17 protein-coding genes and 1 riboswitch are annotated in these 20,827 nt (G+C 53.7%); of the genes, 5 read left to right on the forward strand and 12 right to left on the reverse strand.

The annotated features are described in order from the left end of the window. Positions 1-248 precede the first annotated feature (248 nt). Positions 249-1,127 carry a tetratricopeptide repeat protein gene (locus J4E05_RS09465; protein ID WP_349594790.1) on the forward strand — a complete coding sequence of 293 codons (879 nt, stop codon included), beginning with the start codon at positions 249-251 and terminating at the stop codon, positions 1,125-1,127. A gap of 62 nt (positions 1,128-1,189) precedes the next feature. Continuing rightward, a complete protein-coding gene (locus J4E05_RS09470; protein ID WP_085587544.1) occupies positions 1,190-2,221 on the forward strand; it encodes a substrate-binding domain-containing protein in 1,032 nt (343 codons plus the stop codon). A 101-nt stretch (positions 2,222-2,322) separates the two neighbouring features. Here J4E05_RS09470 and J4E05_RS09475 read toward each other — a convergent pair whose 3' ends face one another. From J4E05_RS09475 to cobU, 9 genes are all read right to left on the reverse strand, one after another. Next, positions 2,323-3,138, reverse strand: a complete 816-nt coding sequence (locus J4E05_RS09475) for a class I SAM-dependent methyltransferase (protein ID WP_349594794.1) — start codon at positions 3,136-3,138, stop codon at positions 2,323-2,325. Continuing rightward, complete coding sequence (locus J4E05_RS09480) at positions 3,135-3,809, reverse strand: glutathione S-transferase family protein (RefSeq protein WP_085587540.1); 675 nt, start codon at positions 3,807-3,809, stop codon at positions 3,135-3,137. The genes J4E05_RS09475 and J4E05_RS09480 overlap by 4 nt, the downstream gene beginning before the upstream one ends. A gap of 339 nt (positions 3,810-4,148) precedes the next feature. After that, complete coding sequence (locus J4E05_RS09485) at positions 4,149-5,900, reverse strand: cobyric acid synthase (protein ID WP_349594797.1); 1,752 nt, start codon at positions 5,898-5,900, stop codon at positions 4,149-4,151. Between the two features lie 65 nt (positions 5,901-5,965). Next, positions 5,966-6,610: a cob(I)yrinic acid a,c-diamide adenosyltransferase gene (gene cobO / locus J4E05_RS09490; RefSeq protein WP_085587731.1), complete on the reverse strand. Its 645-nt coding sequence runs from the start codon at positions 6,608-6,610 to the stop codon at positions 5,966-5,968. A gap of 219 nt (positions 6,611-6,829) precedes the next feature. After that, positions 6,830-7,510 (reverse strand): hypothetical protein, encoded by a 681-nt coding sequence (locus J4E05_RS09495; RefSeq protein WP_085587538.1) that lies wholly within the window; start codon positions 7,508-7,510, stop codon positions 6,830-6,832. 331 nt (positions 7,511-7,841) lie between these two features. Next, the gene (locus tag J4E05_RS09500) at positions 7,842-8,678 is read right to left on the reverse strand and encodes an endo alpha-1,4 polygalactosaminidase (protein WP_349594801.1); all 837 of its coding nucleotides are present in this window, start codon (positions 8,676-8,678) and stop codon (positions 7,842-7,844) included. Beyond that, positions 8,665-12,450 carry a cobaltochelatase subunit CobN gene (gene cobN / locus J4E05_RS09505; RefSeq protein ID WP_349594804.1) on the reverse strand — a complete coding sequence of 1,262 codons (3,786 nt, stop codon included), beginning with the start codon at positions 12,448-12,450 and terminating at the stop codon, positions 8,665-8,667. Before cobN ends, J4E05_RS09500 begins: the two co-directional genes overlap by 14 nt. Positions 12,451-12,563: 113 nt before the next feature. Beyond that, positions 12,564-13,604 carry a cobalamin biosynthesis protein CobW gene (gene cobW / locus J4E05_RS09510; RefSeq protein ID WP_349594806.1) on the reverse strand — a complete coding sequence of 347 codons (1,041 nt, stop codon included), beginning with the start codon at positions 13,602-13,604 and terminating at the stop codon, positions 12,564-12,566. A gap of 49 nt (positions 13,605-13,653) precedes the next feature. After that, positions 13,654-14,181: a bifunctional adenosylcobinamide kinase/adenosylcobinamide-phosphate guanylyltransferase gene (cobU, locus tag J4E05_RS09515; RefSeq protein WP_349594808.1), complete on the reverse strand. Its 528-nt coding sequence runs from the start codon at positions 14,179-14,181 to the stop codon at positions 13,654-13,656. A 64-nt stretch (positions 14,182-14,245) separates the two neighbouring features. Further along, positions 14,246-14,457, reverse strand: a riboswitch (cobalamin riboswitch). A gap of 455 nt (positions 14,458-14,912) precedes the next feature. Between cobU and J4E05_RS09520 the strand changes: the two genes are divergently transcribed. Continuing rightward, positions 14,913-15,584, forward strand: a complete 672-nt coding sequence (locus tag J4E05_RS09520; RefSeq protein ID WP_349594811.1) for a hypothetical protein — start codon at positions 14,913-14,915, stop codon at positions 15,582-15,584. Between the two features lie 172 nt (positions 15,585-15,756). On the opposite strand, the gene J4E05_RS09525 is transcribed toward J4E05_RS09520, so the two are convergent. Then, entirely contained in the window at positions 15,757-16,368 is a 612-nt protein-coding gene (locus tag J4E05_RS09525) for a histidine phosphatase family protein (RefSeq protein WP_349594814.1), read from the reverse strand. Further along, the gene (locus J4E05_RS09530; protein ID WP_349594817.1) at positions 16,368-17,267 is read right to left on the reverse strand and encodes an adenosylcobinamide-GDP ribazoletransferase; all 900 of its coding nucleotides are present in this window, start codon (positions 17,265-17,267) and stop codon (positions 16,368-16,370) included. The genes J4E05_RS09525 and J4E05_RS09530 overlap by 1 nt, the downstream gene beginning before the upstream one ends. A 114-nt stretch (positions 17,268-17,381) precedes the next feature. Between J4E05_RS09530 and cobT the strand changes: the two genes are divergently transcribed. After that, complete coding sequence (gene cobT / locus J4E05_RS09535) at positions 17,382-18,416, forward strand: nicotinate-nucleotide--dimethylbenzimidazole phosphoribosyltransferase (protein WP_349594820.1); 1,035 nt, start codon at positions 17,382-17,384, stop codon at positions 18,414-18,416. 137 nt (positions 18,417-18,553) lie between these two features. Here cobT and J4E05_RS09540 read toward each other — a convergent pair whose 3' ends face one another. Then, the gene (locus J4E05_RS09540) at positions 18,554-19,789 is read right to left on the reverse strand and encodes an EAL domain-containing protein (protein ID WP_085587520.1); all 1,236 of its coding nucleotides are present in this window, start codon (positions 19,787-19,789) and stop codon (positions 18,554-18,556) included. 392 nt (positions 19,790-20,181) lie between these two features. Between J4E05_RS09540 and J4E05_RS09545 the strand changes: the two genes are divergently transcribed. Continuing rightward, entirely contained in the window at positions 20,182-20,763 is a 582-nt protein-coding gene (locus J4E05_RS09545) for a D-sedoheptulose 7-phosphate isomerase (RefSeq protein ID WP_349594824.1), read from the forward strand. The last annotated feature ends 64 nt before the right edge of the window (positions 20,764-20,827 follow it).

Genomic DNA, 20,827 nt, shown 5'->3' on the forward strand with positions numbered 1-20,827 from the left:
TGCGCCCTTGGCACCCTTAAAAGCCCGCGACTAAAAGCCCGCGACGCCCTCTCGGTGATCCCGGTTATTTTTTGTCACAGTTTTAACAATTCAAACTGCTTCAAAAAAGAATTACTGCCAAATTACCGGTCTTTTCGGGAACACTATCATCTTGTTGCCGTTTTCATCGCATGGGATGTCGGCACTTCGGCTATAGTTGGCCAGCACACGATGCCCTTATCAACGCCATGTCACACAATGAGGATTTCATGCCCGGACGCACCGTTTCGCCTTTTTCCGGTTTTCGCCGACTGTCCCTGTTTACAGCCGTTAGTGCCGGAATGATCGGGGCATTTACCGGAACCCTGGTCGTTGCTCCGGCAACGGTGATGGCGCAAACAGCAGAAACCAATGCAGGCCCCCAAAGCGAAGCCGCCCATCAATATGCGGCTTGCCTGAAACTTGCCCGTCTGAAACCACAGGAAGGTTATGACAGTGCCAGCCAATGGGCTGATCTTGGTGGTGGTGAACCTGCCAAACATTGCGCGGCCGTCGCCCTGATTGGTTTGGGCGACTATACCAAGGCTGCCACCCAGCTTGATAACCTGGCTGATAACAGCGCATCTACCGCTGACATTGTTGCAGGTTTTCTGGGCCAGGCAGCACAGGCATGGACAATGGTAAACAACCTGCAATTTGCCTGGCGTGATCAAACCCGTGCGTTAAAGCTGATCGACAAGGACCCGTCCTTGTGGGTGGACCGTGCCGTGACCCTGGGCATGGCCGGGCAATACTGGGAAGCAATTGATGATTTGAACAAGGCGCTGGACCTGGACCCGAAAAATGTCGATGCGCTGGTTTATCGCGGCAGTGCATGGCGTGCGCTTGAAACATATGACCTTGCCCGTGCCGACATTGACCGCGCCCTTGAATTGCAACCAGACCATCTGCAGGCCCGCCTTGAAAGCGGCAATCTTTACCGGATTGCAGGCAACAAAGAAGCAGCCCGCCAGGATTGGCTGGCCGTGATTGAACAGGGCGATGGCACCCCGGCAGCAAAAGCCGCACGCGACAATATCGAAAAGATGGATGTCGAGTCCGAAAACGGTAACGATAAGAAGATGGAAGAAAAAACCAGGAAGAACTAAGGTGCAAGCAAATCTGATTGTGAATCGGATCCTGTTATTGTGTGTTTGCATCGGGGGATAAGATGCGCCGTTCCGTTTATTCTGCCCTTATTGCCCTGGCATGTGGTGTTGGTTTGTCTGCCCACGGGGCGCAGGCGCGCGACCAGATACGCATTGTCGGGTCGTCAACGCTGTATCCCCTGACTGCCAAGGTTGCTGAACATTACGGCAAAACCACTGGTAAACCGTCCCCCGTTGTCGAAAGCACCGGGTCGGGCGGCGGGTTCAAGCTGTTTTGCGGCGGCATCGGCGATGAATTTCCCGATATTGTCGATGCTTCGCGCCAGATTACCGGCAGCGAACGTGCGGTTTGTGCCGCCAATTCTGTGCGCAATATTTCGGAAATCCGCATTGGCTATGACGGCATTGTTCTGATTGGGTCCAAACAGGCCCCGGAAATGAAGCTCAGCCCGCGGCAGCTTTATCTGGCATTGGCACGGACCGTGCCGGTGCAGGGGGCCAGCGTCCCCAACCCCTATCAGAAGTGGTCAGATATTGACGCGTCCTTGCCCGACCTTGCCATTCGTGTTTATGGCCCGCCGCCCACATCGGGCACACGCGACCTGCTGGGCCAGCTTTTGATGGACCGGGGGTGTAAAACATTCCCCGATATCAGCGCCATGGAAAGCAGTGAACCCGACAGTTTTCGCCTGTTATGCCGCACCATGCGCGAAGATGGCGCCTATATCGAAGCGGGGGAAAACGACCGGCTTTTGATCAGCAAACTGGAAAAAGACCCGACATCCTATGCCGTGATGGGTTTTAACAATCTGGAACGCAATATGGTATCGCTTCGCGGCGTTCCCATTGCCGGTGTAATGCCCGATTACGACACCATTCTGGATGGCAGCTATCCCGGTTCGCGGCCCCTGTTCCTGTATATCAAGGATGACCACCGCCAACTGGTGCCCGATCTGGCCCCGTTTGTTGCCAGCTATGTTTCCGATGCGATTATTGGTGACGAAGGCTTGCTGGTCGATAACGGCCTTGTGCCGCTGCCCGAAGGCGAACGCAGCAATGCGCTGGCCGAAGCCCAGAAGTTCATCAAAAACTGATCATTGCCGGGCGCGGGATATATCGCCGCGTCCATCACGTCATAAATGGCCTGCCCGAAAATCGGTGGCGGGCCATTTTTATGCCTGTACAACGGCAGACATTACAATGGACGTTGCGCCATCCACACCTGATTGGCCGCGTAGCGAGGAAGTTCAAAGTTAAACCCTGAATATTCCGAAATCGAAACAAATCCGCAAAGCTCCAGCATCAGGGCCATTTCAGCCCGATGCACCCACCGCATGTGATGCCAATTATCCTCGCGGTGCAGAACTTTTCCATTCGGGGTGATTTCCTCAAACCGCCAATGTTCGGAAAATTGCTGGGTCAGCGGGTTATTGGTACGTTCCATTGCGGTAATACGTAATTTGTTGCCCGCAACAGAACCGAGATTTTCAGGCATGGGAAACAACGGCAATGCGACGATTTCCGCATCGCCTTCGGGCAGGCAATACCGCAAATCAGGGTCGATCAAATCAAACACCAGCCTGCCACCCGGTATTAAATGCGCAAATGCCCGCGCCAGGGCGGCACGCTGGCCCTGTGCGGTCACAATTTCCTGCAATCCGCGAAACGGAATAATGATCAGGGCAAACCGACAGCCCAGATCAAAGTCGCACATATCGGCATGGTGAAAAGTCAGGGCAGGGTGCTTGCGCCGGGCAATGGCAAGCATGGCGTCGGATAAATCCAGCCCTTCAACTTCAATGCCGTTTTGGGCAATTTCGGCGCTGATACGGCCGGTACCACAGCCCAGTTCCAACACCGGGCCACCCGACTTTAACGCCAGGTCGCGATAAAAGGGCAGGGGATCATCAAACAGTTTGCGGTCCAGTTCGGCGCGCAAATCATAACTGGCAACATTCAACCCGCCAGCGGGATAAAATCCGGGCGGCTTTGGCGGGTTGGCAAAGGTCATTCAAAATCCAGATCGGCATAATGCGACGCGGGCGGAAAACCAACCTGGCGATCAGCCAGGATTTCGCGCATCGACGGGCGGCTTTTAATCCGCATATACCATTCCTTGGCCCGTTCATGACGCGACCATTTGATATCGCCCATATAGTCGATAACGGAAATTTGGGCGGCAGCAGCAATATCGGCCATCGTCAAATGATCGCCCGCCAGCCATTTACGACGCTCAAACAACCAGCCCAGATAATCCAGATGATGCCCGACATTCACCCGACCCGCCCGCAAGCAGCCGGTATCAGGTGTGGAACCCTTGGCGAAATAACGTTTCAGATATTTCTCACCCAACAGGTTATCTGTGACTTCGGTATTAAACTTGCCATCAAACCATGCCACAAGTCGGCGAATTTCGGCACGTTCCACCGGTGAACTGCCCATAAGCGGATCATCTTTGTAAACTTCGTCGATATATTCACAAATCACGGTCGAGTCTGCGATGATCGTGCCATCTTCTTCTTGCAAAACCGGCACTTCACCCGCCGGGTTCAGGCGCAAAAATTCTTCGCGCCGTTCCCATACCGGTTCAGCAACCAATTGAAAATCCAGTTTCTTTTCCGCAAGAACCAGCCGGACCTTACGCGAAAACGGGGACAGCCAGAAGTGATATAATTGACGCATGGTCAGCAGCTTACCGATCAGGAATTAAGATGTGACAAAGTGACGGCTTTTGACCCGGTTTGGGACCGATTTGCAATGGTTTTAAAAACCATGTGCCAGGGGGTGATGTAAAGCCATCCCTTCGCCTGACCGCCATGTCGGTTTAACATGCCCCATTATGCCGCCTAATCGTTAACAAAACGAATTAAATCATCGGATTATAACAATGTTTCCGTAAGAACAGGTTTTGAAAACCCGCCCGAATAGATTTGCGCAGCATGACGTCCGGCACGGCAGACACAACCCTAGAGCATTTAAAACGACCATGCCCCAAACGGCATCAACAACCACAGCCCTTTATCAGGTGCGGGTTTGGGCAAGCGCCCACAAGGCATCAAGATCAAGGCATTTTTCCAGATGATCGGCCAACCCGTCCAGCGTCGCATCAATTTCGGCCTCAAACGCGATAGTTTGCCCCCAAACATCCTGCCCGGTAAGGGCGGCCAGATATGCCCGGCGAAAATCATCGCTGGCAAAAATGCCATGCAAATAGCACCCCATCACCCGGCCTTCGCCACCAATGGCGCCATCTGCATCATTAACAGCGGCAGTATCCGCCCCGGCCTTGCCCGCTGTTGCCACCCAGCCAAACCTGCGGTCCGGCCCGGTAGTTTGGCCCATGTGAATTTCGTATCCACGCAACACCGTGCCGTCCGGCACCGGGCACCGGCCATTTCCCACCACAACCGCATGGCCCGTACGCAGGGTTTTACGCCCCGCCATCACGGTTTCCACGTTTAATAAACCCAGCCCTGCTTCGTCACCTGGCGCACCTTCAACCCCATCGGGATCACATACCATTGTACCCAGCATTTGATACCCGCCACAAATGCCCATCACATGCCCGCCATTGCGCCAGTGGGCTTTAATGTCAATGTCCCAGCCCTGTGACTTTAAAAACCGTAAATCAGCCAATGTCGACTTACTGCCCGGCAATACCACCAGATCACAATCCACCGGCATCACCTCACCGGGTTTTACCAGAACAAGGTCAATACCCGGTTCGGCCAGCAAAGGGTCCAGATCATCAAAATTGGCAATTTGGGGATAGTGCGGTACGGCCACCCGCACAACAGGCACCCTACCATTTGGCAATATGGCCTCCCCGCCAGCGGCAGCCCTTCCACCGGTTTTTTCTGCGGCAGTGGTAACGGCATCTACATCGGCACCGGCATTGATGGGCCGGTGTGGTTCATCATGACGTTGCGTATCAACATCGCGCTTGCGGTCTGCCACACCGTCATTTTTATGATTTTGTATTGCGGACCCCGACATACGAAGGGACCGACGATAACGTTCAACCTGCCCCAACGCCACGCCATCTTCGGGGGGTAATTTTGCGGCCCCCGGCCAAAACGTTGCGATACCAAAACTTTTAAGACCGGTGCGATCGAAAATAATATCAAGCGCGGGTTCAAACAGCGACACATCGCCGCGAAATTTGTTGATGATATAACCGCGCAACCATTGCCGATCGCTATCGGATAATAAAACATGGGTTCCAACGATAGAGGCAATCACCCCGCCCCGGTCAATATCACCAACCAGAACCACCGGCATTTTTGTCGCCTCGGCAAACCCCATATTGGCAATATCGGCGGCGCGCAAATTTACCTCTGCCGGGGACCCGGCCCCTTCGACAATCACAAGGTCGGCGTCACTGGCAACAATGTCGAAACTTTCAATCACACGGGGCAATAAATCCCGCTTCAGGCGATAGTAATCACGCGCCAGCGCATTGGTTAAAACCTGACCTTGCACCACCACCTGCGCGCCAATGTCGCTTTGCGGTTTAAGCAAAACCGGGTTCATATGCACGCTGGCTTCCGCCCCGCAGGCACGGGCCTGCAAAGCCTGCGCACGGCCGATTTCACCACCATCGGCGGTTACAGCCGCGTTATTGGACATGTTTTGTGGTTTAAACGGGCGAACCCGCAATCCCCGCCGGGCAAACGCCCGGCAGAGGCCCGCCACCAGCAAGGATTTCCCCACATCCGACCCCGTCCCCTGCAACATCAGGGCCGGGGTGGTTTTGACCGCTGGCAATTTCATTAAAAAATCGAAACTTTCCTTGCAAACCGGTCAAAACGGCCCAATGAGCACGATTAAACGGCCAGTTAAAACTCGACCCCGATCTGCGCCTTGATCCCCTGTTCCCGAAATGGATGTTTGATCATTGTCATTTCAGTAACCAGATCGGCGGCTTCGATCAGCTTTTCAGGCGCATTGCGCCCGGTAATCACCACATGCTGGTCTGGCAGTTTATCAACAAGGGCTGCCAAAACATCATCCAGCGGTAAAAAATCATAACGCAAAACAATGTTCAATTCGTCGAGTATCACCATGGCATAAGACGGATCGCGCATCATTTCGCGGGCTTTTTCCCATGCCTGACGGGCGAGCGCAATATCCTGAGCACGGTTTTGCGTTTCCCAGGTAAATCCAGCCCCCATGGCGTGGAATTCACACAGGTCGGGAAATTGTGCCAGCAATTTTGCCTCACCGGTTTCCCAGCCACCCTTGATAAACTGCACCACACCCACCTTCATGCCATGCCCCACACAGCGCATCGCCATGCCAAAAGCCGAGGATGATTTACCTTTACCCTTGCCGGTATGGACAATCACCAGGCCTTTTTTGTCAATCTTCTCGGCCATCATACGGTCGCGCGCGGCCTTGATCTTTTTCATTTTCTCATCGTGGCGTGCGTTTTGATCATCCGGGGCCGGGCCGGTTGCCGGGGTTTGCGGGGTGTCCGTCATTGGCTTTTCCATCATTGCTGAAATTTGCGCGTATGCACCATTTTTATCCTGCCAAACTCGGCCAAAGCCCGATGACAATCAAGGAGGATTGTCAATTTTCCCATCCAGGGGCCAGTTGCCGTCATTCCTGTTGTCAGTCAGTGCAAACGCAAAACGGCACGCCATGACACCATAGCGTACCGTTTCCATATAATTCGCTCAGAGTCTGTTGCCCTGTCCCTAGCGCGAAACAAGACCCAGATCGGATGCAACCAGATCAGCCCATTTGGCCGGTTCGCGCATGTCGGTATTCGCCAGTTCAGGGCGACGCATCCTGGCCTTGTTAAACAGTTGCAGCCGATCACCGGGGGACATTTGGCGCAGCCGTACCAACGCCTTTGCCATAACGGCATTCGGGGCAGCTGCCGGTTTTTGAAAACTTTGTTCCACCAGCTCCAGGCGGTGTTCGGCCCAGTTGCGGCTGGCAACCACATCGGCAATCAGGCTGCGTAAATCGCGCACCACTGGAAATGTTTTTTGCCGAATATGGGCCAGTGACACCGTCGCCTGCCACACCGGTTTTTCAACACCTTGCAAATACCGCCAGTAAATGCGTTCGCGCGACGATATTTTTTGATGTTCAGGCAAGGGAAAATGGCCGCCCAGTTCGCATAACCCGTCGTGGAACTGTTTTTGGCTAACCGGTTCATGGCATTGGTCAAAATGGTCCCGCAAAGCCAAAACCGCGCCAATGGCACCGCGCGCCGGGCGCACCGTGCCCGTGCCATGCAAATCATCGCGCAGCCATTGGGGCACATCCTGCCCGGATAATAGGAAATCAATAATTTCCGCATGCCCGCCATGGGCGGGGGGCGGTGTTTGCACATAATGGGGCAAACGAACCTGTTTCAAAGTCTCCATTGCGGCCTCCTGCCTTGGGCCTGGCGCATTTTAACCGGCTGTGTTCGCCGCTGCGTCCCGGCCCCTAATGGGGTGACTCTTCGCCCAACCAAGGGTTAATAATCTATTAACGCATAAATCACCCAGTTTCGAAACGTTAAACTTTACCCAAATGTTCCGAAATTCCACTTTTTGGGGTATCGCGGCAGATTTGCCACAATATACAGATAAAAATAATTGTTTCTATATCGATTCAAAAATAAAATTAAAACCCGCCCGGTTGCGTATAGGTTGCCAAATTGCGCAAATGCCACCCCCGTAAACCGACCCGTATTTTCAAAATCAGGCAGTCTCAGGGACAGGTTTCAACCTGGCCAGCCAGATCATAATTTGCCACCATTCCGACAAACCCATATTGCTTTATATCCGGGCATATAGCGGCCAGAGAGGCGCCGTCTTCACGGTATTCCACGGCAAAAACCGGCTTGTTTTGTCGACGGTACGGTATGTAATCCGATAAAGAATCATCCCGCCACGCGGATTCAAGCAGGGCAAAATCCATGTCCCCCACCAGTTCATCGATCAAATCGGGGGCATTTTTTTGCCCGATTGCCAATTGGCGTTTGTGGGCCTGATCGATCAGCCAATGCAGATAGGTCACTTGGTCATCGCGGGTTATATCGAACCCGGTTTTATTATCATAACCATCAATATTATCAGGCTCGACAGCCAAAAAACCTTTGCGGGCACATAAATCCAGCCGCGCTTCAATGATCGATGCAAATTTGGTAAAGTGATGAACATCCAGCCATCTTTCACCTTGCCAGCCATCATAAACCGCCCCGATCACATCGTCGGGAAAATCAGATGCATCGTCACGCCAGTCCTCAAAGGCCCCCACATTGACATAGCACACAGGATAAAGCCCCTGATCGCGCCATTTTTTCACCTGTTTGGCCGGTGTATCGAATAAATCGCTGTCAATAACCTTTGTTCCCGGTGCGGGCACGACATCGCCCTGCAATTGCCAATGCAGCGCCCCGTTGGGGACCGGTAACCACGTTGCCGCTGCCTTTTGGGGGGTGGCCGTGGCAATTGCTGGCAACATCAGAAGCGGGGGTGATAAAATCAGGCAAGACCTTGCAAAAAAGGCAATTTTTTCCAGCCACATCGCTTTACCGGGCTTCATTGCGCCCCTCCATTAAATCGGCAGCCACACTATTACGCTTTGGTTGCCATAATCCGCGGTCAATGGCCTCGGCCAGCCGGTCGCGAATGTCTTTCAGGGCATCGGGGTTATGGGTGGCGATAAAATCGCGCACCGCGTCGTCACCCAGATAGGCATCATAAACCAGATCAAAATGATGGTTGGCAACACAGCGTGCGGTTGCGGCAAAAGCAAACAGGTAATCCACCGTTGCCGCCATTTCAAACGCCCCTTTATAACCGTGTCGCATAACCCCGTTGATCCATTTGGGATTCACCACGCGCGCCCGCACCACCCGGGCGATTTCTTCGTCCAGGGTACGTATTTTCGGGCTTTCAGGGCGGGAATGGTCGTTATGGTAAATAACCGGCTGCTGGCCCGATATATGACGCACCGCCGATGTCATTCCACCTTCGAATTGATAATAATCGTCAGAATCGAGCAAATCATGCTCGCGGTTATCCTGATTATGAACGATGGCATCCACCGCCCCCAGCCGGGTTTCAAAAACATCGCGGGCCGCTTCGCCGCTGGCCCCGTTACCATAGGCATAACTGCCCCACGCCAGATAGGCATCGGCAAGGTCGGCTTCGTTCTCCCACAATTTTTCATCGATCATTGCCTGCAAACCGGCCCCATAGGCCCCCGGTTTGGAACCAAAAACACGAAACGCCGCCTGTCTCTCTGCCAAAACGGCATCAACACCGTCGGCTGTCAGCTTGGCTGTTTCGGCGCGAACCCGCCGGGCAATCGGATTCATATCAGCCGGTTCATCGCGCAGGGCGGCCACCGCGCGCACGGCACTGTCAAACAAATCGATCAATCCGGGAAAAGCATCGCGGAAAAACCCGGAAATGCGCAGGGTAATGTCGATGCGCGGTCGGCCCAATAACGTGATCGGAATAATTTCAAACCCGGTCACCCGGCGCGATGCGGAATCCCATGTTGGTTTGACCCCCATCATCGCCATTGCCTGGGCAATGTCATCGCCGCCTGTGCGCATGTTGCTGGTCCCCCATACCGACAGGCCAAGGGCCGCTGGCCATTCGCCATGTTCCTGCACATGGCGTTCCAGCAACAATTCGGCCGACTTCCACCCCAGTTGCCATGCCGCCGGGGTTGGGACGGTTCGGGTATCGACCGAATAAAAATTTCGCCCAGTCGGTAAAACGTCGGGTCTGCCGCGTGTCGGGGCACCCGATGGCCCCGGTTCGACAAACTTGCCCGCCAGCCCACGCAAAAGCCCGTTAATCTCGGCAGTACCGCATCGGGTTATCGCCGGGCGCAGGGATGTTTCGATATCGCAAAGAACATCCTTGGTCTGAACCCAGTCATCTGGGGCGGCTTTTTTCCCCGCCACCAGATCCATCGCCAGTAATTCCAGCCGTTCCACCGTATCGCCATGGGTGCGCCAAGCGCCGCAAACCGCGTCATAATCGCGCAAGGCCTGCGGGCGGTCGCCTTGCCACACATCGCCCATCACACAATCAAGCGGGTCAAACGCCGTTTCAAGGTCTGGCAGCAAATCGCGCACCAGCGCACGGTGCAGTGACGCCGTTGCCCCGGCATCCTTGCCGCGCGGCAGGCGCGCAAGAGCCACCAGCAAATCGGTCAAAAGGCGGCCTTCCGGGGCCTTGCCAAAAATATGCAAACCATCACGAATTTGCAGTTCTTTCAGCTCGCACAAATAATTGTCGAGTTTTGCCAGGGCAGATTCTTCGTCTTCGCCCGGTGCGATTCCGCAATCGCGGTCCAGCCCAATGCGCACGGCCAGTTCCAGAATATCACGCTTGAGCAGCTTTAGCCGGCGCGGATCAACGGCAGCAGCATCGTAATATTCATCAACCAAAGCCTCCATATCCTTCAGCGGACCGTAACTTTCGGCACGGGTTAAAGGCGGGGTCAGGTGGTCGATAATCACGGCCTGGGCGCGGCGTTTCGCCTGTGTACCTTCGCCGGGGTCGTTGACGATAAACGGGTATAAATGCGGGGTGGGGCCAAAAATGGCCTCGGGAAAGCAATTTTCGGACAAAGCCAGCGATTTGCCCGGCAGCCATTCCATATTGCCGTGTTTGCCAAAATGAATAATGGCATGGGCATCAAAGCTGTGCCGCAGCCAGATATAAAAGGCAAAATAGCTGTGCGGTGGCACCAGATCGGGGGAATGATAACTTTCGAGCGGGTCAATATTATAGCCGCGCGCCGGTTGCAGCCCGATCACAACATTGCCCATGGGCACAATTGATAAAACAAACCCGCCCGGCGACGCGCGATAAAACGGGTCTGTTTCCGGTGCGCCCCAACGATCTGTCACCTGCGTACGAATAGACGCGGGCAGGGCCGCAAATGCAGCACGATAATCGGCGACGGGCAGGGTAACGCGCACAACACGCTGATCAAGCGACTTATAATCGTTGGTTGGCCCCGCCTTGACCCGGGCAATCAAATCCGCGCCATCATCGGGCATGTCGCATATGTCATAGCCCGCGGCCTGCATGGCGTGCAGGGTTTCCATCATACCAGCGGGCGTATCAAGGCCCACCCCGTTGCCAAGGCGGGCATCGCGGTTGGGGTAATTTGCCATCACCATTGCCACCCGTTTTTCGGCCACCGGGGTTTGGCGCAATCGCACCCAGTTTGCCGCCAGTTGGGCGACAAAACCCACCCGATCAGCCACCGGGATATATTTAACCAGGTCAATTTGCGTTAGCGCATCACGCCCGGCAGATCCCTTAAACGAAATAGCACGGGAAAATATCCGCCCATCCACCTCGGGCAGGGCGACATTCATGGCGATGTCGCGTGCAGCCAGCCCGTTAACCCCGTCGCGCCATGCCGCAGCACTACCGCCCGATAACACCACCTGCATCACCGGTGCATCCACCGCGTCAAACGGGCTTTCGCCGCGCACGGCACCCGGCACGGCAAGGGCAAAACCAGTGGTATTTAAAATCAGATCTGATCGCGATTGCGCCAGCCATTCTGCCACCAGGGCAGCGGCCACCGGGTCTTTCAGGCTGGACACAAAAACTGGCAGGGCGTTGATCCCGGCTTTATCGAGCGCGCCAATCAGGGCGTCAATCACGTCAAGGTTACCCGCCTGAACCAGCGCACGGTAAAACACAATTGCCGCGACCGGGCGATCTGCGTGCCATTTGGCCCCAATTTGGGCCAGCGACATTCCCGTTGTGCCGGGCCAATAGAGACCGGCCTTAACCAATGGGACCGGAGGTTGCCAGTGCCAGTCGGTATCCGGGGTCAAATATTCATAAACATATCGTAACAAATTTCCTGCATTGCCCGGCCCACCTTCGACCAGATAGCGCCATATTTGTTGCCACGCCTGACCTTTCAGGGTTGAAAGCGACAGCATTTCCCCGTCGGGCTGATCATCGCCGGGCAACAAAACCAGCGGAACATCGTTGTCGCGCGCATGAGCAACCAGTTGTTCAACGCCATATTCCCAATAACCACGCCCCCCCAGCACCCGCACAATGATAAAACGGGCATGGGACACCACATCATCCAGATACAAATCAACCGACATGTTATGGCCGAGCTGTAACAAACTGGCCAGACGCAGCGACGGAATAGCGCCATCAAACTCCGCATCTAAACCGGTTTGCGCCGATGCCAGACAGGCCAGTTCGGATTCTGCCGCCGAAAGAATAACAACATCGCCGGGGTTTTGCCCCAGATCGACGGCTTCGCTACCATCGGTGATCGTGCCCGGCTGTGCGGCAAGTAAGTGCATAAACAGAACCTGTCTGGTAAAATGAGCGCAGAAATATCGGCAGGGCATAACCCTGCCGATCAAAAAACCGGGCGGGGTTATGCAATGGCATTTCCCCGCCCGTTCTGACTTTTTCAGGCGGCCAAAATGGCCTTGGCAATCGCGGCCTGGTCCATATCATGCAAGCCAATCACCACCAAACGCGACTGGCGGCTTTCGCCTTCTTGCCACGGCCGGTCAAAATAACGCTGAAACCGTTCCCCAACGCCCTGCACCACATGGCGCATGGCCTTGCCCGGCACATTAACAAAGCCCTTGATACGCAACACGTCAAAGTCACGCACCACCGCAATCAGGCGTTGTTCCAGTGCTGCCGGATCGTTAACATCATCCAGTGTCACGACAAAACTTTCAAAATCGTCATGGTCATGCTCATGCCCGTCATCATGATGGGACGGGCGGCTTTCCAAATCATCCTCGGCGGCAGCACCCAGACCCAGCAACACAGCATTTTCAATGCGTGCATGCTCAGTTGAAATGATCTTGACCGACGGGCGTTTCAGCTCCGCCCGAATGTCGGCCTCAACCTTAACCAGTTCATCGCTGCTTAACAGGTCAGTTTTATTAAGAACCACCATATCGGCACAATGAAGCTGTTCTTCAAACAGTTCCTCAAGCGGGCTTTCGTGGTCCAGATTATCATCTGCTTCGCGCAGGGCCTGCACGGCGGCATGGTCGTGGGCAAATAACCCGTCGCGCAGGGCCGCGGCATCCAGCACGGCAACAACACCATCCACCGTCACGCGCGAGCGGATTTCCGGCCAGTTAAACGCCTTGACCAGTGGTTTGGGCAAAGCCAAACCAGAAGTTTCGATAACGATATGATCTGGCGGTGTCTCGCGATCCAGCAATTTTTGCATGGTCGGGACAAAATCATCTGCGACCGTGCAGCAAATGCAGCCATTGGCCAGCTCAACCACATCTTCTTCCGCACAGCCTTCAATGCCACAGCCATTGATGACTTCCATATCAACGCCGACATCACCAAATTCATTGATAATCAGGGCAATACGCTTGCCCCCGGCATTTTGCAGCATGTTGCGAATCATGGTGGTTTTGCCCGCACCCAAAAAGCCGGTAATCACAGTAGCGGGGATTTTACCCAAATGCGCCATAGTCTTTAAATCCTTGATAAAATCGGATGTTCAAACATCGGATATGAAATTATTTAACCGTCATCGGAATGCCCGCAACCACCAGGGTCACGCGCCGGGCAAGGGCGGCAATACGCTGATGCAAGCGCCCGGCATGATCACGAAAGGCCCGTGCCATCGCGTTTTCGGGGACAATGCCAAAGCCAACCTCGTTTGACACCAGCAATACCGGCAAAGCCAGCCGGGGCAACAGATCACACAGTTGATCAATTTCCTGATCAATATTGTCTTCATTGATCATAAGATTGGTGATCCACAGGGTCAGACAATCGACCAGAACCGGTCCTTCGCTGTGCTGATCTAATCGCGACAAAACCCCGCATAAGTCATGCGGTTCCTCTATCGTGGCCCAAAGCGGGCCACGGCGTTGTTTATGATGGCTGATACGATCGCGCATTTCGTCATCCCACGCGCGACCGGTGGCAATATAGGTGCCCCCGCCGGCAGCAATGACCATGTCTTCGGCAAATTTGCTTTTGCCGGAACGCGCCCCCCCCAATATCAGGTGAACGCCGCTTTCAATTACAGTTGGGGCCATGGCCCGTCGGTTCCTTGCGCTATGGTCTCCACCCGAGACCCGGTTGCATAGATCAGGCACACTTGCACGCGGATCGCTTTTGGCAGGTTTCCTGGCTTCGGGCATGTCAGTTATTTCCCTTCCCAAAGGACTTTCAAACCAATCCTTAAGTGGGTGACAGGGCGTACCTGCCGTAAATAACCCATCCCGATACAGTTGCGGGGGCAGCACCGGCCTTGCACCGGATTTCCCATTACCAAACAGCGACGCACCCTAGCCCAAAAGACTCGTTAATAGAAGAGGCCGCGTCGCCCTTTCAGATTTCCCCCAATAGGCGCATTGCAGATTCAACCGAACCGTATTGGTTGCAAATATCAATAAAATCAGACTGTTGAGATCACTTTGCTGCTAGCTGAAAAACAGTCCTGCAAAACAGAAATTAAACAGGCGCTGCCATATAAAAGCCGAACCGCCCCACCGCAGATTTCCGGGCTTAAGCATAACCATATGGCAAAATTCCCCCCTTATAATTTCCCGCCCCCTCCTTAATGCATAAACCGCTACTAGACTAAAGGTCAGTATTTGTAAGAATTGATATGTTGAGACGGGGAATCCTTTGAGAGAACATGAAAACAATAAAAATACGGAATGGAACTTGCTGATATCGAACACACCGGGAAAACCCGGGTGTATGGGAACCGAGCGCTGTCTGCTAACCATCATTCCAGATAACAACAAAATTGTTTATCCCAATGGCTATAGAAAACTATGTCGAAAAGATCCGGACCCAGGAACTGTTGATCTGGCAAACCACCTCGCGTCGCGATATGTGGACAAAATTGCTGGACCGGCTGCAAAATGACGCGCCCCACTTTTCCAGTTTTCTGGAACAGCATGCAGACGACCATGAAGTCGTTCTGCGTCGCCGCCAGGTGCGCGCCCTTTACAAGGCCGACCGTGAACTGGGTATGGTTGCAGCAATCATCTGGGCCCACGCACGGGGTATTCGTGTAAACGCATTATCGTTGCTGGTGCGCGACTTGCCAACTCTGGTGACCTTGTTTGAATGCGACAGCTTTGACGATAATGGCCTGAATCATTTGTTGGGACAGCCGGGAATCTCTGTTCCGACGGCCAGCAAAATGCTGTCTGCCTGCGGTAAAATGTATGAAGGTATCCCAGCAGCGATCCTTGATGATTCGATTTCGGGCGTGATTGAAAGCAGCGAATTTACCGAGGATTTCCCCCGGACCAATCGCTTGCGCGGCAAGTCCCGTAGCCGGCCGCTTGAATATTACAAGGCATATCTTTCTGATCTGAACGATCTTGCCGTTAAATACAATATCGCCCACGACAATCTGGACCGGTTTTTATCCGAATTTACCGCCAATAGTGATGAAAACGAAAACCGTCAATCGGCCTGATCAGGGGATCAGCGCCGTTTTGGCCATTACCATAATTTCAGGTAATGGCCGGGATAGCAGCAAGGGAAAAACAGGCAACTAACGCCGTTGGACTGTGCCCGAAGACATCATACCGGATGCAAAACAAACAATAGTATCAACCGGGAAATTCGGCTATCGGCAAAAACGCGCCTTATACCACCAGATTAACACTGCCAATACGCCAACCGGGATTATCTGGTGCATCAAGATAATCAACCCGGGTGATGGCAAGCGGGGCGACATCAAATGACAATGATGCCGCAGGCGGCGTACCTAATATAGATGCCAGAATGGCACGTATTGAACCGCCATGTAAAACAGCCACAATATTTCGCCCTGCATATTCCGTCGTCAGGGCATGAAAGGCCTCGCCAACCCGACCTGCAAGCTGATTGAAGCTTTCCCCCCCTGGCGGCACGGAACTGGCATAATCATCCCAAAACATACGGGCCTGCTCGGCGGGGATATCGGCCCATCTTTGTCCTTCCCAAACCCCGAAATCCTGTTCGGCCAGGGCTGGTATCACCTTGATGTCAAGCTGGTCGCGCTGCACAAGGCTAAGGCGTTTTAACGTATCAATACTGCGTGCCAAATTACTCGCCACCCGGATCGCATCGTCTGGCAAGGCTGCGCTAACCCGTTTTAGCAAACCGTCATCTTCAAAAATGGCTGGCAAATCAGTACGACCATAAATAACGCCATCCGGATTATTGACCGGGGCATGGCGGACCAACCACCAGCGCGTAACGGCAAAGCCACTCATCACATTCCCCGCACAGCGACAGAGAGGATCGCAATCGCAACAAAAATTTCCGCGATCATCTGTGCACTTCCCAAAATATCACCGCTATGACCACCGATTTGCCATTTGGCAACAAACCCGACAACCAGACAGGCACAAGCCAGTGCCAATAACCCGGCCAGCATCATCACCGCACCGCCAAGAATGATGGTAACCAGCAGCACGCTTAATAGCGCAATCAAAAATGGAATTACCCCCGGTCGTCCGGCCCCATGCCCCAAACCATCGGACCGTGCCGGGGATAGACCCATCATCAAAACCGGCATCGCCAGGCGCGAAAACATTGCCGTTATGATCGTCGCCGTGATGAAAATGCCCAGATCAAACGCCTGCATGGCGATAAAAAAACGCGCCGCAAACGCCAGAACCAGTGCAACGACACCGTAACTGCCAATTCGGCTATCGCGCATGATTTCAAGTTTGCGATCACGTGTTATTCCGCCACCGAAACCATCTGCGCAATCCGCCAGGCCATCCTCGTGCAGGGCGCCAGTTAAAACCACCATTGTCAGAATGGCAAAAACAGCAGCAAGCCCGTTATTACCGCTTAACCATAACAGGGCCAGGGCAGGTAAAACCGCCAGCCCGGCCAGAAACAACCCGGCCAAAGGCCAACACCAGACCGAACGGGCAATCAAAGTTGGCCGAAACTGAACATCTGCAGGCCACGGTATACGCGACAACAGCATCACTGCCCGGCCAAAATCACCGCAAACCATGCTGTAAAAGCCCGTATCATCGCGATTTTGTGCATCTGTCATATCTTGTGCGTCGCGATCATCTGTTTTTTCATCCGCTGTTTTTTCCGGCACGACACCCTGCACTGGCCGGGCATTAAAAGGCGGCTGATTTTGTTGCACCGGCAATTTCCCATTTTCAAACTGGCAATTTCACTATGGGCAGACTAATCATGGTGCGCACCAAAGCCAAGCTCCATTGCCCTTGGCACTTCCTGCCGCCCGGAGACCAAATTCATGTTCGATCCCAAACATCCGCCGCAAAATCTGGATGATATCCGTGCCCTTATGGCCGATCTTCCCGCCGCCGACGCAACGGCCCGCGATGCTGTTCTGGCGCGCGAACCGCAATTGACCAAGCCTGAAGGCTCGCTTGGGCGGCTGGAAGAGATCAGCCTGTGGCTGGCAAGCTGGCAAGGAAGTGCGCGGCCCCGCGCAAGCCGCCCGCGTGTTACCATTTTTGCCGGCAGCCATGGCGTATGTGAACAAGGTGTTTCCGCCTTTCCTGCCAGTGTAAACCAGCAGATGGTGGAAAACTTTATCAATGGCGGTGCCGCGATCAACCAGATTTGCAAGGCGGTAGACGCCGAATTGCGGGTCATGGAAGTGGCCCTTGAAATTCCCACCAATGACTTCAGCCGCGAAGCCGCCATGCTGGACGAAGATTGCGCCGAAGCCATGGCCTTTGGCATGAGCGCGGTTGAACCTGGCATTGATATTTTTGTGCCCGGTGAAATGGGCATTGGCAACACCACCGCCGCCGCTGCCATTGCCCATGCCCTGTTTGGTGGTACTCCCGCCGACTGGACCGGTCGTGGAACCGGCATCGATGACACAACACTGGCCCGCAAAACCCGGGTGGTCGGCGATGCCGTCATATTACATCGCAACCAGATGGCCGATGCCCTGGGTGTTTTGCGCTGTGTGGGCGGACGTGAAATTGCGGCAATGGCTGGCGCCATTCTGGCGGCACGGTTCCTGCGGGTTCCGGTGGTGCTTGACGGCTATGTATCCTGTGCAGCAGCCGCCATTTTATTTAAAATGCGCGAAGATGCCCTGGATCATTGTCTGATCGGGCATATGTCTGCTGAACCGGGCCACAAAAACCTGATCGAGAAACTGGGCAAAAAACCATTGCTGGACTTCAACATGCGCCTGGGCGAGGGGTCAGGGGCAGCATTGACATTACCATTGCTGCGCGCTGCAGCCGAATGTCATAACGGTATGGCAACATTTGAAACCGCCCATGTCAGCACCCGTGAAACACCCTGATAACGAAGATCACTTAACTGATGACCAACCCGAACCAGTTTCGTAGTCATCCCTGAAAATTGCAACACCGCCAGTACATTTTCTGGCGGTGTTTCGGTTTTCAGCTGCACTAAATGTCTTGATCTTCGGATCAGGCTTTATTTTTTGGCCCGCGCATATTCGTTCAAAAGCTGTTCAACATAGCGCCCCTGAAACATGGTGATATTCACCGAATGGCCAAAATCAATCGCTGTCTGGTCATCACAACGGCACATGATTACACGGGTATCGCCCGCCACATTAATGGCCTCGCGAATTTCATCCACCTTCTCTGCCGAAAGCTCGCTCATTTCCGGTGACCACATCAATTTGATGGTATCAACACCCAGTTTATTGCGATTGATATAGGGCAGGGAAAGGTGGCTGATGCCATCAATGCTAATGCGATAACCCCGGTCCCGGCAAAAATCGCGGGCAAAGAAATAAGCCCCGAGATCGGCAAAAATATCGATCTTTTGTAGTTCCAGCACAATCGTTCCGCGCTGCCCGGCCTTTACATTACTGTCAAAGGTCAGAAATTCGGGCGACAGCAGGGTTGATACATTCAAATTAATGCTGACAGAACCTGAAACACTGGTGTCATTGGTGCGTGACAGCAAGGCCAGCATCCGGCGATCCAGAATTTCGGTCAGATGCTGAAACAGCCAGCGATTGGATGTCACATTGATATCGGGCAACAAGGTATGCTGCAAATCGCGGATCGAAATAAACAGTTCGTGAAAAACCGGGGTGGGCTGGGCCCCACCGACCACGGCGCAAATTGCCTGACGTCGCATCAGGTTCGACAGATCGGCACGGCGCAGGGCCTCGTCAATCCGGCTAAGAATTTTTGGCGTTAACGGTGCCCCGTCCTGATTTTGGTCAGGAACGTCATTATGGCGCTGGGCGGCTTCGCTAACGGTTTTTTCCCGGCCTGCATTGCTGCGCACCAGACGCTGGGTTAAATGCAGGAAATCCTTGTATTCCTTATCGACATCAAAAAAATCGGTGAAGCTGCCCGGCAGACCATCGGGCCCCTTACCCTCGCTTAATAACGGGTCATCATTAAACAGGAATTTCAGGCGAAAAATGGCCGCATTTACTTCGTCGACGTATTTTTGCTCATAGATAAAGATAATGTCCTGATTGGTCAGAAAAAACAATCGCCCGGTAACAACGGGCACCAGGTCTTCAAACGCTGTCAGGCAGGTGCGAATATGATGTTCGCGACGGTTATAGTTTTGCAATTTCGAGATATGCACATGGACAGCACCCACACCCTGCCTGCGACGTTCCAGCCGCCGGACATAATCAACCAGAAATGCCTCGGGTGAGGGTAATGAATTGTCAGACATGTTTACCCGGTTATTTGCACATTTAATCCGAAAATACGGATTCAAGAATAATATAACGTCCTATCGTTAACAGCATATGTATCCAACACCCAACAATTGTCGAATATTTTCTTGAATGCTTCCATTACTTTCAGTCTGATAAGCCGTAGCCACACACAAACCAAAGTGCTAGTTTCGCCGCGATCATTACCGTGAAAGATTGTGGATTGATATATGGCGACGCTATCGCACCCTGATAACCGGCCCGATCGAAATTCCTGGCATGGCGTGACACAGGCCCTGTAAGACGACCGCTATGATCACCCCGATCGCCAAACTCACTTTCCACTGTTTCCGTGCCCTGATCGCGTGATGTGGCTGACACTTTCAAAAATTAAGATATGAGCCGAAAAATGGACATTAACACGTTTTTTGATGCCGAATTTGACGAGCATTTTGATCTGGTCAACAAAACCCGCGAGGCCACCCGCGACCCGTTTATCAAGCTGGTTGACCTGTGCGCTGACGCCTTTAACGCCGGCAACAAATTGCTGTTTTTTGGCAATGGTGGTTCTGCAGGCGATGCGCAGCATATCGCCACTGAATTCACGGTTCGCTATGTCCATAACCGCCGTGCCCTGCCTGCTATTGCATTAACCACCGACAGTTCAGCTCTGACGGCCATTGGCAATGATTTCGGCTTTGATCATTTGTTTGAACGCCAGATCGAAGCCCTGGGCAAAGCCGGTGATATCGCCATTGGCATTTCAACGTCAGGTAACAGCAAAAATGTTAATCTGGCACTGAAAAAAGCCACAGAAATGGGCCTGGTTGCCACCGGCTGGACCGGGCGTTCGGGCGGCGACATGGCCGCCTTGTGTGACCCGGTAATGATCGTCCCCAGCCAGACCACCGCCCGCATTCAGGAAATGCACATCATGCTGGGCCAGATGCTGGTGGGTATTCTGGAATACCGGCTGGGCCTGCGCGACTAGTTTTACCCTGCCACAACTATTGCCTGCATTGCCTGCCACACCCAACAGCCCCTAAACCCGAAAG

Origin of the sequence: Thalassospira sp. NFXS8 (assembly GCF_040148805.1) — a bacterium.
In the GTDB taxonomy this organism is placed as follows: domain Bacteria; phylum Pseudomonadota; class Alphaproteobacteria; order Rhodospirillales; family Thalassospiraceae; genus Thalassospira.